This is a genomic window from Streptomyces omiyaensis, assembly GCF_014650895.1.
Lineage (GTDB): Bacteria > Actinomycetota > Actinomycetes > Streptomycetales > Streptomycetaceae > Streptomyces > Streptomyces omiyaensis.
This window is the reverse complement of the sequence record NZ_BMVV01000001.1, coordinates 243,675-258,362: the sequence shown is the minus strand read 5'-3', so window position 1 is coordinate 258,362 and position 14,688 is coordinate 243,675. Positions and strand designations below refer to the sequence as shown.

Here is a 14,688-nt window from a genome sequence, read left to right as displayed (position 1 = left end):
CTCACTTCCCGGCGCTGTACTCCACGAACCCGGCCCAGGCGTCGGGACCGAAGGCGAGACGGGGGCCGGCGGTGTCCTTGGAGTCGCGGACGTGGACGGTGCCGGGGGTGGTGGCGACCTCGACGCAGTCGTTGCCGTTGCTGCTGTCGCTGTAGCTGCTCTTGAACCAGCCCAGCTCGCGCGTGCCCATCATGTCTCTCCCAGCAGTTGCTCGATGAAGTCCCTTGACTCCGCAGGAGTGAGGGCCTTGGAGCGGATGATGCCATAGCGCAGGTCCAGGAGCCGGAGCCGCTTCGGGTCAGTGACCGGGCGCCCACCGAAGTCACCATCCATGCGCCCCGCTGCCGAGCCATCCTCGAACTTCAGGAGCGCGATGCGTCCTGCCGTTCCGGGGTGATCGGCGCACTCGGTGGGCATGACCTGGATCTCGACGTGAGGCAATTCACCGACCTCCAAGAGGCGCTCCAACTGGCGGCGCAGCACCATCCTTCCCCCGATGGGACGCCGCAACGACACCTCTTCCTGAATGAAGCTGAATTCAGGCGTCGGGGACTTCTCCAGCACCGACCGACGGCTCTGCCGGGCCATCGCGTACCGCTCGACCTCCGCAGGGCTGTACGCCGGCCGCCAGGTCTGGAGGAGTGCCCGCGAGAACTCGTCCGTCTGCAACAGACCGTGGATGTTGGCGTTGGAGTACAGACAGAACTCCACCGCCCGCCCCTCCAGCTTCGCCAGATCCCGGATCGGCTTCGGGTACCGCACCTCCGCGATGTCCTGCCTCATCTCCGCCACGAGCCCGTTCGCGTCCAGCACCGCGTCCGCCCTGTCCAGGAACTCGGGGCGCGGAATCCGGTCCCCCCGCTCCAACTTGCGGATCATGTCCTCGCCGTAGCCGGTCCGCGCGCCGAACTCCGCCGCGCTCATGCCCCTGGCCTCCCGCCAGGTCTTGAGCTGGCGTCCGACCGTGGCCAGGATCGCCTTGCCGGGCTCGTCGCCGGGATCCACCTCCCAGCCCGCGTCCTCGACGACGACACCGTCCACCTCGTCCACGCTCATGCGTGCCCACCTCCTCGTGGCGGCCCTCTACCCGGAGCGCGGTCCGAGACAGTCGAGACAAGGCGGGACAGTCGCGGGACAGTAACCGTACGTAAGGGCGTGTTCGATGGGCAGCGTAGGCGGAGGTCGGCACGCTGGGTCCCATGAACCCGGAAACCAGCCAACTCATGGCGACCGCACGCCACTTCACGCTCCAGCTCTCCTCCACGCCCAGGGGGGCGCGGCTGGCGCGGCTGCTCGCCGTGGAGCAGCTGCGCACCTGGGGGCTTGAGGAGGTGGCGGGCGCGGCCGGGCAGGTCGTGGCCGAGCTGGCGAACAACGCGGTGACGCACGGACACGTGCCCGGGCGGGACTTCCGGCTCCGGACGATCGTCACGGGGGCGGTCGTCCGGATCGAGGTGTCGGACACGCGGGGTGACCGCGTACCGCTCCCGGGGGCGCCGTCCGGCGACGGCGAGGGCGGGCGCGGACTGCTGGTCGTCGCGGCGCTGGCACGGGGGTGGGGGGTGCGGCCGGGACCTTCGCCGCAGAAGACCGTCTGGGCCGAGCTGGACCTCCCGTGAGGCCTCGCGCGCCGGGCTCCCGCGTCGTGGACGGCCGCGATGCGGTGGCGCACGACGTAAAGACCGAAGACCGGGGAAAGAACCCTCCCCACCCCTCCAGCCTCCCCGTCCGCGGCCGTCACCCGCTCGGGTGACTTCCACCAACTGGGCTGGTTATGAGGGGGGTTGCCTGGCATATGCTCGCCTTCCCCATGAAATGCGACGGCCCCCGCCGGGACTGCAATCCCGATCGGGGGCCTGACCACCGAGGAAGAGATCGCTTCCCGATGGCTTCTCAGCACCCTAACGCGCCTGCGCGCGCCTCCGGACTCGTTCACCAGAACGTCCGGCTCACCCACCGCTACGTCGTCGTCAGCAACGACCTCGCCCAGCACCCCGCGCTCTCGTTCACGGCACGCGGGCTCGCCCTCCACCTCCAGTCGCTCCCCGCCGGCGCGCCGGTCGGCATCAAGGCCCTCGCGGCGAAGGCCCCGGAGAGCGAGCTGCGGATCGCGGCGGCGATGCGGGAGCTGGAGCGGCACGGTTTCCTCAAGCGGACGCGGGAGCGGCTGCCGGACGGCCGCTTCCTGCCGTGCACGATCTCGTACAACCGCCCGGGGGCTGACCCGGGCCCCGTACGGACGACCCCGCCGCCGCCCCGGTCACCGGAACGCGCACCCGTACCCGAGGCCGTACCCGGGTCCCAGGCGGAACCGGACCCGGAACCCGAACCCGAACCCGAACCCGGCCCCGAACCGGACCGCCCGTCCGGCCACCGGACCGGACCGCCGTCCCCGGATCCGCACCGCCCCTCCGCCGAACTCCTCGCCGGGCTCCGCGTCCACGAGCCCCGGCTGCTGCTCTCGGAGCGGGACGTGCGGCGGCTGGCGCCCGGGGTGACCGCCTGGCTGGAGCGCGGGGCGGACCCGGCCGCCGTCCGGCGCACGCTCTGCGCGGGCCTCCCGCACGACCTCGCGCACCCGGCGGGGCTGCTCGCCCACCGGCTCGCCGCGCTGCTCCCGCCGCCGCTGCCCGCCGCGCCCGTCCGGCCCGCCGCGCCCGACCCCCTCCAGAACTGCGACGACTGCGACCGCGCCCACCGGGCGCCGGTCCCCGGGCCCTGCCCGGACTGCGCGGACGCGGCGGCCGGGGGCGGCGGACGCGCCGCCTGAGGGCCCGCCCTCCCGGCCCGCCGCGGTCACCCCCGGATCAGCGACAGGACCCACGCCAGCGGCATGACCGCGAGGCCGAGGGCGATGGCGCCCAACAGCGCCGCCAGCCAGGCGAAGACGTAACCGTCGCCGTCGGCCGTCCGGCCCCGGCGGGCGGAGGCGAGCATCCACAGCCCGGGCATGCCGAGGGTGGAGACCGTCCAGCCCGCCATGGAGACGTACTCGAAGGTGCCGATCGGCGAGGGCTCGAAGACCTGGTCGCCGACGAGCCGGACGGAGGTCCGGGTACCGAGCCGGTGCTCGTCGTCGGCGGAGCGGAGCAGGACGTCCTCCCGCGTCACCGCACCGGCGCCGAAGGGCGTGTACCGGCCCCGGCAGCTGAAGTCGCCCTCCTCCATGCCCTCGAAGCAGCCGGTCACCGCGAAGGAGCCGGTCGGTGGCATGAAGCCCGACAGCGCGCCCAGCCGCGCGCCGAAGAGCAGCCACGTCACGGTCAGGGCCGCCGCCAGCCACAGCACGGCGAAACCGCCGAACACCCGCCAGCCCCACCCGGGAAAGGCCCGCTCGGCCGCCTCGGCCTTCTCCGGGGGCTCGGCCTTCCCCGCCTCCGCGACCTCGGCCTGTTCGGCTTTCTCCGCCGTCTCAGCCGTCCCCGCCGTCTCAGCCGTCTCGGCGGCCTCCGCCCGTTCGGCCCGTTCCATGTGAAGCCCCCCGCTCCCCGGCCGGCCCCCGCCCGCCCGACCACGCCCTACCCGGGCGCGGGACGGGGAAAACGGTTCGCCGGGCGGCGAGGCGGACTGACAGGGTGCGCGCATGACTTCCCTGTACGAGATCCGCGCCGACCACGACGAGCGGACGGTCGTCGTCTACCAGGCCTACGCGCCGGCCCTCGCGGACGCGGCGCTGCGGGCGGGGCGCTTCGTCCCGCCGTTCTCGTTCGGGCGGATGACGTGGATCAAGCCGTCGTTCCTGTGGCTGATGCACCGCAGCAACTGGGCGCGCAAGCCCGGCCAGGAGCGGGTGCTCGCCGTGCGGATGACCCGGGAGGGGTGGGAGGAGGCCCTGGCGCGGGCCGTGCCGACGGCCGGCGACCCCGAGGCGCTGGCGCGGGCGGCCGTGCACGTGCAGTGGGACCCGGAGCGCTCGCCGCGCGGGGCCGCGCTCAACCACTACAGCATCCAGGTGGGCATCGGGCGGGAGCTCGTCCGCACCTTCGCCGACGACTGGGTCACCGGCCTCACCGACCTCACGCCGACCGTCCGCAGGGCGGCGGAGCTGCTCCGGACCGGGCGGGCCGCGGAGGCGCGGCGGCTGTTCCCGCCGGAGCGGGTCTATCCGCTCTCCCCGGAGCTGGAGCGGCGGCTGCGCGCGGGGCGGGCCGCGTGACCGCCTTCGTGCACCTCGCGCCCGCCGTCCACGCGGCGCGGATCCGGCGCGGCGGCCTCAAGGCCTCCGGGGAGCCGCGCGGGGTGTACCTGTTCCCGGTGCTGCCGTCGTACCCCCTGACCCACCAGTGGCTGCGGGAGCTGGCCCGGCGGCCGGGGCCGCGCGGGCTCGTCGCCGTCCACGTGCGGCTGCCGGACGACGCGCCGGTGACCGTCGGGCGGTACGGCGACCGGAGCCCGGAGGCGACGACGGCGGCCGGTGCGGCGGGGCGGATCCGGGGGCTCGGCGACGGGGCCCTCGGATGGGAGGTCTTCCTGCCCCGGGCGGTCGCGCCGGCCGAGGTCCGGCGCATCCGGGCGGTGCGGCAGGTCGCCGGATGGCGGTACTTCCCCGGGGCCCACGGGACCGCCCCCTGCGTGTGCGCCGGGTGCGTGCAGCCCGGCACCTACGGCTCCCGGCGGCTGCGGGAGCGGCGGCCGCACCCGCTCGACGGGCCCGCACCGGCCTCACGGGTGCTGCGGGAGCGGCTGGAGCGGGCCGAGGCGCGGGGGGACACCGCCGCGCTGTGCGCCACCCTCCGGTGGTACGAGCTCCGCCGGCGGGGCCCGGTGGAGCGGCTCGCGCCCCTGGCGGAGCACCCCGACGCCGGGGTGCGGCGGCGGCTCGCGTGGTCCGTGGCCGGCTGGTCGACGCCCGGAGCGGACGCGCTGCTGCGGACGCTGGCCGGCGACGCCGACGCGGAGGTGCGGGAGAACGTCGCCGCGAGCATCGCCTACCGCCGGACCCCCGCCGCCGGCGCGCTCCTCGCGGACCTGGCCCGCGACCCCTCGGCCGCCGTGCGCGAAGCGGTCGTCGACGGGCTCGTCGAGCGCGAGGAGACCGCCCTGCTGGCCGTCCTCGCCCGCGACCCGGCCGCCGCCGTCCGCGAGACGGTGGCCGCCCTCGCGGACGACCTGCTCCGGGAGGCCCCGCCCACGGAGGACCGGGAGGCCGCCGCCCCCACGGAGGGCCGGGCAGCCGCCACACCGTCGGCGACAGCCGGGCCCCCGTCGGGCCCGACGGGGTCGTGAGGCCGAGGCCCGGGGACCGGCCCGGGTGGTCCGGGCGGCGGGAGACGCCGCTGTGGCGGAGGCGGAGCAGCCCGGCGGCGCGGCGGACGGAGCCGGTGGCGCGGCAGGCGTCCGGGACCGTCGGCCCCTCCGGGCAGGCCGCCGGCCGGGCGGCGGCCCGGGCTGCCCGGAGGGGGACGCCCAGCCGATCTGTCCGCTCAGCGAACTCCGGCGTCCTGAATGTGTCTTGACGAGACATCAGCCCGTCGCACACCATTCACCACGCACTCGCACAGCTCCAACGCCTCGCGTCACCCACGGCGCGAGGCGCTCGTACGTTCCGTCCCATCCCCGTTCGGAATCCGGAGCCCCCACATGAAGCTCTCCGCGAGACTTTCCGCCCTGGCCGGATCCTCGGCCCTCGTCATCGGCGCGCTCGCCGGCGCCGTACCGGCCACCGCCGCGCCGGCAGGCGCCGCGGCCGTGCCGGACATCCCGGTCGCCAGCGTGAAGCAGCACCTCACGGACCTCCAGTCGATCGCCACCGCCAACGGCGGCAACCGCGCGCACGGCCGGGCCGGCTACAAGGCGTCCATCGACTTCGTGAAGGCGAAGCTGGACGCGGTCGGGTTCACCACGACCGTCCAGCAGTTCACGTACAACGGCACCACCGGCTACAACCTGATCGCCGACTGGCCGGGCGGCGACGCCAACCAGGTCATCATGGCCGGTTCGCACCTCGACTCGGTCACCTCGGGCCCGGGCATCAACGACAACGGCTCCGGCTCGGCCGCGATCCTGGAGGCCGCGCTCACCGTCGCCCGCACCGGCTACCAGCCCTCCAAGCACCTGCGCTTCGGCTGGTGGGGCGCGGAGGAGCTGGGCCTGGTCGGCTCGAAGCACTACGTGAACAACCTCCCGACCACCGAGCGCGCGAAGCTGAAGGGCTACCTCAACTTCGACATGATCGGCTCGCCGAACCCGGGCTACTTCGTCTACGACGACGACCCGACGATCGAGCAGACCTTCAAGACCTACTTCTCCGGCATCGGGGTCCCGACGGAGATCGAGACGGAGGGCGACGGCCGCTCCGACCACGCCTCCTTCAAGAACGTCGGCATACCCGTCGGCGGTCTCTTCACCGGTGCCAGCCGGGTCAAGACCAGCGCCCAGGTCACGAAGTGGGGCGGCACGGCCACGGCCTTCGACCGCTGCTACCACTCCTCGTGCGACACGACGGCGAACATCAACGACACGGCCCTGGACCGCAACAGCGACGCCATCGCGCACGCGATCTGGACCCTGTCGGGCACCAGCACCCAGCCGCCGACCGGCAAGGTCTTCGAGAACACCGCCGACGTCTCCGTCCCGGACAACGGCGCCGCGGTGACCTCGACGGTCGACGTCACCGGCGTCACCGGCAACGCGCCGGCCAGCCTCTCCGTCGGCGTGAACATCGTCCACACCTACATCGGTGACCTCGTCGTCGACCTCGTCGCCCCCGACGGCTCGGTCTACAACCTGCACAACCGCTCCGGCGGAAGCGCCGACAACATCAACCAGACCTACACCGTGAACGCCTCCGGCGAGGTCGCCAACGGCGCCTGGAAGCTCCGCGTCCAGGACAAGGCCGGCGCCGACACCGGCTACATCAACTCCTTCAAGCTGACCTTCCCGTAGCCGGGAGGTCCGTGATGCCACCCGGGTGGGCCGGTGACGTTCTCCCGGCCCACCCGGGGACCACTCCCCTCGACCGGCCCGCGGCCGGCCTCGGCTACTTGGCCGCGTTCGCCGTGTCGATCAGCTTCTGCGGGGTCACCGCGCCGACGTAGACCGTGCCGTCGTCCGTCATCAGCGCGTTGACGATCTTCGTCTTGAAGACCGTGCCCGAACCGAACTTCCCGCTGACCTTGTCGCCGAGCGCGTCCAGGAAGCCCTGGAACTCCTTCGGCGCCTCCTCCGCCTTCGGGGCCGCCGCGCCGGTGTCGAAGCGGGCGATCGTCGTCCAGCCCTCGCCGATCACCTCCGGGCCGCTCCCGCCGGCGTCGCCGAGGCCCCCGAGGCCGAGGTCGCCGAAGTGCTTCTCCAGCTCCTCCTCGACGTCCTCCGGCGCCTTCCCGGCCCCGCCGGCCCGGTCGAGCTCGCCGCCCTCGGTGACCTTCGCGCCCTTCGGGACGGTGAAGTCGAACTCCGAGGCCGCCGGCTTCCCGAAGTCGACCTTGGTGAAGCCCGCGTCGACGACCGGCTTGCCGCCGCTCACGGAGTCGAGCGTGAACTTCAGCGGGGTGCCGGTGGCCGCGTCGACCGCGATCGTCACCGAGTCCACCGTCGAGCCCTGCTGCTTCGGCTCGATCACCAGGCGGTACGCGTCCCGGCCGGCCACCTTCGCGGTGCCGCCGACCGTGATCGAGGTGGTGTCCCCGGCGGCCTCCAGGACCTCGTCGGCGAGCTCCTTGGGACCGGCCGGCAGCTCCTTCTCGGGGGACGGGCCGCCCTCGTCGACGCCCTTCTCGTGGAAGACCTCGTTCGAGCGGGAGTCGTAGGCCCACACCTCGTCGCCGTTGTGGACGAGGCTGTACTGCTCCTTGCCGTCGAGCAGCGTCAGCTTCTGCCGCTCGGGGCCGTCGGCGGCGATCCGCAGGGTGTGGGTGCCGGAGACCAGCTTGGTGAGCTGCGCGGACGGGTCGGCGGAGCCGCCGCCCTCGCCGGAGCCGCCCGCGATCCCCGACAGCAGTCCGTCGAAGGCCGGCAGCCCCAGGTCGGTGGAGACCTTGAAGGTGCCGGACAGGGTCTGGGTGTCCGAGGCGGCGATCTTCTCGATGAGCTGCTGGGCCGTGATCTCCGGCAGGTCCGGGTCGCCGGACGCGGCGAGTGCCGGGACGAGGCCGATGGTCGCGGCGGCGATGCCGGCCACCGCGACCGGGACGAGGTAACGGCTCGTCTTTCGCTGTGCTGCCATGGTCTGTGATCCCTCCGTGCCCTGGCGTGGACCGCCTGGCTTCCTGGCTCCCTGGTCGATGTACCCATCTCACCAAGCCGGGGACCGGAAAGCGTCAGCCCCCGGGATCAAACCGACGTACGCCTGCGGGATGACCCGGCCCTAGGGGGCCTTCCCCCCGGACGGTCAGCCCGCGCGGTGGACCACCGCGTCGCACAGCTCCTGGAGGGCCGACTTGGCGTAGCCGTCGGGCAGCGGCGTCAGCATGGCCCTGGCCTCCTCCGCGTAGCGCACGGTGTCGCGGCGGGCCTGCTCCAGGGCGGGGTGGGCGCGGAGCAGGCGGAGCGCCTCGGCGTGCCGGGCGTCGTCGGTGAGGTCGCCGTCGACGAGGGCGACGAGCTCCAGGTCCTCCGGGCGCCCGTGGGCGGCCGCGGCGGCCCGCAGGCGGAGGACCGGGAGGGTGGGGACGCCCTCGCGGAGGTCGGTGCCGGGGGTCTTGCCGGACTCGTGGCCCTCGGAGGCGATGTCGAGGACGTCGTCGGCGAGCTGGAAGGCGACGCCGAGCCGCTCGCCGTACTGGGTGAGGATGTCGACGACGGACTCGTCGGCGCCGGACATCATGGCGCCGAAGCGGCAGGAGACGGCGACGAGGGAGCCGGTCTTGCCGCCGAGGACGTCGAGGTAGTGGTCGACGGGGTCGCGTCCGTCGACGGGCCCGGCGGTCTCCAGGATCTGGCCGGTGACCAGCCGCTCGAACGCCTCGGCCTGGATCCGAACGGCCTCGGGGCCGAGGTCCGCAAGGGTGTGCGAGGCGCGGGCGAAGAGGAAGTCACCCGTCAGGACGGCGAGCGAGTTGCCCCAGCGGCTGTTGGCGCTGGGCACGCCCCGCCGCACGGCCGCCTCGTCCATGACGTCGTCGTGGTAGAGCGTGGCCAGGTGGGTGAGCTCCACGACGACGGCCGCGGGCACCACGCCGGGCGCGTAGGGGTCGCCGAACTGGGCGGCGAGCATCACGAGCAGCGGGCGGAACCGCTTGCCGCCGGCGAGCACCAGGTGCTGCGCGGCCTCGGTGATGAAGGGGACGTCGCTCTTGGTGGCGTCGAGGAGCCCGGCCTCGACGGCCGCCAACCCGGCCTGGACATCGGCCTCAAGAGCCTGGTCCCGCACGCTGAGGCCGAACGGCCCGACGACGGTCACGAGGGGGTCTCCTGTCTGCTGACGCCTACTGACGATCACATGGTGACGATCACATGGTTCGGGTGGTGATCACACGGTGGCCGTGGTCACACGGATGGTCGATGTGTCGCCGGGATTCACTCAAGCCAGCGTATCCGGTCACGTTTCGATCACCGTGGGCGCCTTCCCGTCACCCCCGGTATGTTCGTGATCAGCTGATACGACATGGAGTGCACCAATTGTCCCGAACAGCGATCGACAAGGACGACGGGGGCGACGGCGAGCAGCCGCCCCCCGAGGACGACCACGCCTTCCTGGGCCATCCGCGCGGCCTCCTCGCCCTCTCGGGCCTGGAGGTCTGGGAGCGGTTCTCCTTCCTCGGCATGCAGGCGATCCTCGTCCTGTACTTCGCCGCGAGCGTCCCGGACGGCGGCCTCGGCATGGCGGCCGGCACCGCCGCCTCCGTCTCCGCCGCCTACGGCACCCTCGTCTACCTGGTCTCGGTGGCCGGCGGCTGGCTCGCCGACCGGATCCTCGGCTCCTACCGGGCGGTCCTGTGGGGCGGCGTCCTCATCGCCTGCGGCCACTACTCCATGGCCGTGCCCACCGCCGCCATGACCTGGGTCGGCCTCGGCCTGATCAGCGCCGGCACCGGCCTGCTCAAGCCGAACGTGGCCACCATGGTCGGCAAGCTCTACCGCACCGACGACGACCGCCGCGACGCCGGCTTCGCCCTCTACTACATGGCGATCAACATCGGCGCCTTCGCCGGACCGCTGATCACCGGCTGGCTCGCCGACCACAAGGGCTACCACTGGGGCTTCTCGGCCGCCGCCATCGGCATGACCTTCGGCCTGATCCAGTACGTGGCGGGCCGCCGCCACCTCGCGGGCAAGCGGCACTCCGCCGAGTTCCCCCTCGCGCCGGACGCCCTGCGCCGCGCGGTCCGCTCCATGGCCGCGGGCGCGGTCGTGGTCGCCGCGGCGGCCGTCGGGCTCGCGGCGGCCGGCTGGCTCACCATGGGCCGGTTCGTCGACCTGCTCACCCTGATCTCGGTGGTCGCGCCCGTCGTCTACTTCTGGGTGATGTTCACCAGCCCCCGGGTCACCCCCGAGGAGCGCGGCCGCCTCAAGCCCTACGTCGTGCTCTTCCTGGCCTCGGTCGCCTTCAACTTCATCCTCTTCCAGGCGTACTCGACGATGATGCTGCTGGCCTCCACCAACGCCCGCACCACCCTCCTCGGCTTCGACTTCCCCGCCGGCTGGTACGCCTCCGCCCTCGGCGCCTTCGAGGTCCTCCTGGCCCCCGTCGTGGCCGCCGTCTGGGCCCGGATGGGCCCCCGCCAGCCGCACGCCTCCCACAAGATCGCGCTCGGCGTGATCCTCGGCGGCCTCTCCTTCCTCCTCATGGTCCTGCCGACCTCGGGCCACGCCGACGACACGTACCGGATGGCCGCCTGGTGGATCGTGGGCTCCTACTTCCTCCTCGGCCTCGGCGACGTGCTCCTGGAGACCTCCGGGATGTCCGCGACCAGCAAGCTCGCCCCGAAGGCCTTCTCCAGCCAGACCATGTCGCTCTGGTTCCTCTCCCTCGCCCTCGCCAACGGCATCCAGGCGCAGACCGTGAAGCTCTACGACGACGTCTCCAAGCCCGCCTACTTCGGCGTCAACGGCGCCATCGCCGTCGCCGTCGGCCTCGCCGTGATGGCCCTGGCGCCCTGGCTGCGCCGCACCATGCACCCCGTCCGATAGGGAACCGAGATGAAGATCCGCACCGACTTCCCGTACGAGTCCCGCCACGAGGACGTCCGGATCCCGCTGCCGGACGGAACCAGGCTCTACGCGCGCGTGTGGCGGCCGCTCACCGACGAGCCCGTCCCCGCCCTCCTGGAGTACCTCCCCTACCGGCTCACCGACTGGACCGCCCCCCGCGACTGGCAGCGCCACCCCTGGTACGCGGGCCACGGCTACGCCTCCGTCCGGGTCGACGTCCGCGGCCACGGCAACAGCGAGGGCCTGCCCGGCGACGAGTACGACGCCGTCGAGCTCGCCGACGGCGTCGCCGTCGTGAACTGGCTCGCCGAGCAGGAGTGGTGCACCGGCAGGGTCGGCATGTTCGGCATCTCCTGGGGCGGCTTCAACAGCCTCCAGATCGCCGCCCTCGCCCCCGAGCCCCTCAAGGCGATCGTCACCGTCTGCTCCACCGACGACCGCTACGACAACGACGTCCACTACATGGGCGGCTCCGTCCTCGGCGTCGACATGCACGCCTGGGCCGCCACCATGCTCGCCTTCGTCAGCCGGCCGCCGGACCCGCGGTACGCGGGCGAGGAGTGGCGGGAGCTGTGGCTGCGCCGCCTGGGGGCCGTCGAGCCCTTCGTCCACACCTGGCTCTCCCACCAGACCCGGGACGCCTACTGGAAGCACGGCAGCGTCTGCGAGGACTACTCCGCCGTCAAGGCCGCCGTCCTCGCCGTCGGCGGCTGGCACGACCCCTACCGCGACACCGTCCTCCGCCTGGTCGAACACCTCCCCCAGGACCGGGTCCGCGGCATCATCGGCCCCTGGTCCCACCAGTACCCCGACCGCGGCCTCCCGCCCGGCCCCGCCATCGGCTTCCTCCAGGAGACCCTCCGCTGGTGGGACCACCACCTCAAGGGCGCCGAGAACGACGTGATGGCCGAACCGCTGCTCCGCTCCTGGATCAGCGAGTCCCACCCGCCCGCCACCGTCTACGCGGAGCTGCCCGGCCGCTGGGTCGCCGACCCGTCCTGGCCGTCCCCGCACGTCACTCCCGTCACGTACGGCTTCGGGGGCGACCACGTCGTCGTCGACTCGCCCCAGCAGACCGGCATCGACGCCGGCCGCTTCTTCCCCTTCGGCAACGACGCCGACCTCCCGCCCGACCAGCGCGACGAGGACGCCCACTCGGCCTGCTTCGACTTCCCCGTGCCGGCGGAGTCCGAGGGCGGCACCCCGATCGAGATCCTCGGCCGCCCCTCCGTCGCCCTCCACCTCATGACCCCCGCGCCCACCGGCCAGATCGTCGCCCGGCTCTGCGACATCGCCCCGGACGGCTCCTCCACCCTCGTCACCCGCGGCGCGCTCAACCTCTCCGCCCGCTACGGCCGCGACCGGGCCGTGGAGGCGCAGGCCGGCGAGTGGGAGACCTACCGCTTCGAGCTGAACGGCATCGGGCACACCTTCCCGCCCGGCCACCGCGTCCGGCTCGCGATCTCCTCCGCGTACTGGCCGTGGATCTGGCCGCAGCCCGACGCCGCCGGCTTCACCCTCGACCCGGCCGGCTCCTCCCTCACCCTCCCGGTGCGCGCCCCCACCCGGGACGCCGTCTCCTTCGAGGAGCCCGAGCAGTCACCGCCGCTCGGCGTGTCGTCCCCCGGCACCCTGGAGGAGACCCGCCCCGAACGCCTCGTCCTGCGCGACGTCGCCCAGCGCGAATGGACCCTCCAGGTCGACCCCCGGTACGGCGGCACCCGCGTCTACCCCGACGGCCTGGAGTTCACCGAGGACGCCGTCGAGACGTACACCATCGCCGAGGACGACCCCCTCTCCGCCCGCACCCGCTCGGAGTGGCACATCCGGCTGCGCCGGCCCGAACTCGCCTGGGACGTCACCGTCGACACCCGCTCGGAGATCACCTGCGACGCGGACTCCTTCCACACCTCCGACGAGGTGGTCTGCAAGGAGGGCGGCGAGGTCGTCTTCCACCGCACCTGGGAAAAGCGGATCCCCCGCACGGCGGGCTGAGCCCGGAGCCGTGCGGGGGACCGCGGCGGTCCTCCGGACGTCTAGACGTCCGCCCTGCGGCGGCGGGCGACGAACACCGCGCCCGCACCGAGCACGACCGCGGCACCGGCCGCGCCCACCAGCTGCGGCGTCCGGTCGCCGGCACCGGTCTCGGCGAGCTCGCGGCCGGTGCCGCCCTGCTGCGTGCTGCCCGGACCCGCGGGGGACGGCCCGGAGGTGCGGGTGGGCGCGACGGTGCCGAACGTGACCTTGGCGTACTGCTTGCTGACGCCGCAGGACCCGTCCTCGTTCGCGTACTCGGCGGTGGTGAAGGCGACGCCGTCGCCCACCGGGGCCTTCGCGTCCACCGTCACGCGCAGCGTGACGGTGGCCCTGCCGCCCTCGGCGAGGGCGCCCAGCTCGATGGGGACGTCCTGGGAGCGCAGGTCGTTCCACCGCGTGCCGGTGGCGGACTTCCACTGGAGGGAGAAGTACCGGTCGAGGTTCGGGTGCTCGTCGTCGACGTCGTCCCCCGGCGCGGGCACCTCGACGGCGGCGACGAAGGAGCGCACCGAGTCGAGGGCGCGGTCCGAGGCGTTCCGCACGGTGAGCGAGAAGTCGGCGCTGGAACCGATGGTGATGGTCTTGGGCCCGGTGAGGGTCGAGAGGACGGACTTGTCCTCGACGCACGCCTCCGGATCGGGCTTCTCCTCCGGCTCCGGCTTCTCCCCGGGCTTCGGCGTCTGCCCGGGCTTCGGCGTCTCCTCGGGCTTGGGCGTCTCCTCGGGCTTGGGCTCCAGGAAGTCCGCCAGCGCCTGCTTCGCCGCGGCGAGCGCCGCCTCGGCGGGCTTCAGCCTGAGGTCGATGGGGTTGAGCTCCCGGATGATCCCGATCAGCACGTCCGTCACCGGGTCGCTGGCCACCCGCAGGGCGGCGCGGGCGGCCTCCAGCCCCGCGTAGGCCTCGTCCCGGGTCTTCTGCGCGTCGGCGACGGCCTTCTCGGCCGCCTCCTTCGCCTCCGGAGCGGCGGTCGCGAGCGCCCGCTTCGCCTCGGTCAGCGCCGTGTCGGCGGTCGTGTAGACGGCGCGCGCCTTGTCGTGGACCTCCTCGGCCGCGGTCTGCGTCGCGAGCAGGTCGGCGTCGACGAACTCGGAGGGGTCCTCGCGGAACCGCTCGATCTTCGCCACGACGAGCTTCCGCTCGGCCTTGAGGGCGTCGACCGCGGCCTGCGCGTCGGCGACGGCCTTCTCCAGGCCCTCGCGGGTCGGGGCGTCCGCCGGGGCGGTCGCGCCCGACAGCGGCGTCGAGGCGCTCGGCTTCGGGGTCTCCGCGAAGGCGGGCCCGGCCGTGAGGAGCACGACGGGGGTGGTCACGGCGGCGGCGACGGCGGTCGCCAGAATGCGGCGGATCTTCACGTGCGGACCTTTTCCTGGTCAGGGAAGGAGAGGGGGGCGCGCGCCCGCGGACGTCCTCACGCGGGGGCGACACCACCACGATCGTATGACCCGCAAGGATCCGGCGGCAGAAGCCGTTTCCCCAGCTCGGAGGCGGTACGGGCGCCTCCGGCGGAACAAACCGTCCGCACCTGGACAGTTGCTCTCCTCCCGGCGGGTTTCTCTGTGA

Annotated in this window: 13 protein-coding genes; 7 read left to right on the top strand and 6 right to left on the bottom strand. The window is 73.4% G+C overall.

Going from position 1 to position 14,688, the window contains the following annotated elements:
- Nucleotide 1 precedes the first annotated feature (1 nt).
- The gene (locus IE287_RS01195; RefSeq protein ID WP_189847257.1) at nucleotides 2-190 is read right to left on the bottom strand and encodes a DUF397 domain-containing protein; all 189 of its coding nucleotides are present in this window, start codon (nucleotides 188-190) and stop codon (nucleotides 2-4) included.
- Nucleotides 190-1,056 (bottom strand): helix-turn-helix domain-containing protein, encoded by an 867-nt coding sequence (locus IE287_RS01190; protein ID WP_189846969.1) that lies wholly within the window; start codon nucleotides 1,054-1,056, stop codon nucleotides 190-192. Before IE287_RS01190 ends, IE287_RS01195 begins: the two co-directional genes overlap by 1 nt.
- 143 nt (nucleotides 1,057-1,199) lie before the next feature.
- Here IE287_RS01190 and IE287_RS01185 point away from each other — a divergent pair, with 143 nt between their 5' ends.
- Together IE287_RS01185 and IE287_RS01180 are read left to right on the top strand one after the other, a co-directional pair.
- Nucleotides 1,200-1,619, top strand: a complete 420-nt coding sequence (locus tag IE287_RS01185; RefSeq protein WP_189846968.1) for an ATP-binding protein — start codon at nucleotides 1,200-1,202, stop codon at nucleotides 1,617-1,619.
- 266 nt (nucleotides 1,620-1,885) lie between these two features.
- Nucleotides 1,886-2,770, top strand: coding sequence for a helix-turn-helix domain-containing protein (locus tag IE287_RS01180; protein ID WP_189846967.1), 885 nt, complete (start codon nucleotides 1,886-1,888; stop codon nucleotides 2,768-2,770).
- A gap of 26 nt (nucleotides 2,771-2,796) precedes the next feature.
- On the opposite strand, the gene IE287_RS38255 is transcribed toward IE287_RS01180, so the two are convergent.
- Nucleotides 2,797-3,471, bottom strand: coding sequence for a hypothetical protein (locus IE287_RS38255; protein ID WP_229883217.1), 675 nt, complete (start codon nucleotides 3,469-3,471; stop codon nucleotides 2,797-2,799).
- 112 nt (nucleotides 3,472-3,583) lie between these two features.
- Here IE287_RS38255 and IE287_RS01170 point away from each other — a divergent pair, with 112 nt between their 5' ends.
- From IE287_RS01170 to IE287_RS01160, 3 genes are all read left to right on the top strand, one after another.
- Nucleotides 3,584-4,156, top strand: coding sequence for a DUF4291 domain-containing protein (locus IE287_RS01170; RefSeq protein WP_189846966.1), 573 nt, complete (start codon nucleotides 3,584-3,586; stop codon nucleotides 4,154-4,156).
- A complete protein-coding gene (locus tag IE287_RS01165) occupies nucleotides 4,153-5,226 on the top strand; it encodes a HEAT repeat domain-containing protein (RefSeq protein ID WP_189846965.1) in 1,074 nt (357 codons plus the stop codon). The genes IE287_RS01170 and IE287_RS01165 overlap by 4 nt, the downstream gene beginning before the upstream one ends.
- Before the next feature lie 354 nt (nucleotides 5,227-5,580).
- On the top strand, nucleotides 5,581-6,885 hold the full coding sequence (locus tag IE287_RS01160; protein WP_189846964.1) for a M28 family metallopeptidase: 1,305 nt from the start codon (nucleotides 5,581-5,583) through the stop codon (nucleotides 6,883-6,885).
- Between the two features lie 94 nt (nucleotides 6,886-6,979).
- On the opposite strand, the gene IE287_RS01155 is transcribed toward IE287_RS01160, so the two are convergent.
- Together IE287_RS01155 and IE287_RS01150 are read right to left on the bottom strand one after the other, a co-directional pair.
- On the bottom strand, nucleotides 6,980-8,164 hold the full coding sequence (locus IE287_RS01155; protein WP_189846963.1) for a LolA family protein: 1,185 nt from the start codon (nucleotides 8,162-8,164) through the stop codon (nucleotides 6,980-6,982).
- Nucleotides 8,165-8,329: 165 nt separating this feature from the next.
- On the bottom strand, nucleotides 8,330-9,340 hold the full coding sequence (locus tag IE287_RS01150; RefSeq protein ID WP_189846962.1) for a polyprenyl synthetase family protein: 1,011 nt from the start codon (nucleotides 9,338-9,340) through the stop codon (nucleotides 8,330-8,332).
- A gap of 218 nt (nucleotides 9,341-9,558) precedes the next feature.
- On the opposite strand from IE287_RS01150, the gene IE287_RS01145 reads away from it, so the two are divergent.
- Nucleotides 9,559-11,070, top strand: a complete 1,512-nt coding sequence (locus IE287_RS01145; RefSeq protein WP_189846961.1) for a peptide MFS transporter — start codon at nucleotides 9,559-9,561, stop codon at nucleotides 11,068-11,070.
- 9 nt (nucleotides 11,071-11,079) lie between these two features.
- Nucleotides 11,080-13,086: a CocE/NonD family hydrolase gene (locus tag IE287_RS01140; RefSeq protein WP_189846960.1), complete on the top strand. Its 2,007-nt coding sequence runs from the start codon at nucleotides 11,080-11,082 to the stop codon at nucleotides 13,084-13,086.
- A 41-nt stretch (nucleotides 13,087-13,127) separates the two neighbouring features.
- Here IE287_RS01140 and IE287_RS01135 read toward each other — a convergent pair whose 3' ends face one another.
- Nucleotides 13,128-14,480, bottom strand: coding sequence for an LAETG motif-containing sortase-dependent surface protein (locus IE287_RS01135; RefSeq protein ID WP_189846959.1), 1,353 nt, complete (start codon nucleotides 14,478-14,480; stop codon nucleotides 13,128-13,130).
- Nucleotides 14,481-14,688 lie beyond the last annotated feature (208 nt).

Excerpts from the sequence above, each read along its gene's own strand:
- IE287_RS01195 (WP_189847257.1), bottom strand. The coding sequence starts at position 190 with ATGGGCACGCGCGAGCTGGGCTGGTTCAAGAGCAGCTACAGCGACAGC.
- IE287_RS01190 (WP_189846969.1), bottom strand. The coding sequence starts at position 1,056 with ATGAGCGTGGACGAGGTGGACGGTGTCGTCGTCGAGGACGCGGGCTGG.
- IE287_RS01185 (WP_189846968.1), top strand. The coding sequence starts at position 1,200 with ATGAACCCGGAAACCAGCCAACTCATGGCGACCGCACGCCACTTCACG.
- IE287_RS01180 (WP_189846967.1), top strand. The coding sequence starts at position 1,886 with ATGGCTTCTCAGCACCCTAACGCGCCTGCGCGCGCCTCCGGACTCGTT.
- IE287_RS38255 (WP_229883217.1), bottom strand. The coding sequence starts at position 3,471 with ATGGAACGGGCCGAACGGGCGGAGGCCGCCGAGACGGCTGAGACGGCG.
- IE287_RS01170 (WP_189846966.1), top strand. The coding sequence starts at position 3,584 with ATGACTTCCCTGTACGAGATCCGCGCCGACCACGACGAGCGGACGGTC.
- IE287_RS01160 (WP_189846964.1), top strand. The coding sequence starts at position 5,581 with ATGAAGCTCTCCGCGAGACTTTCCGCCCTGGCCGGATCCTCGGCCCTC.
- IE287_RS01155 (WP_189846963.1), bottom strand. The coding sequence starts at position 8,164 with ATGGCAGCACAGCGAAAGACGAGCCGTTACCTCGTCCCGGTCGCGGTG.
- IE287_RS01140 (WP_189846960.1), top strand. The coding sequence starts at position 11,080 with ATGAAGATCCGCACCGACTTCCCGTACGAGTCCCGCCACGAGGACGTC.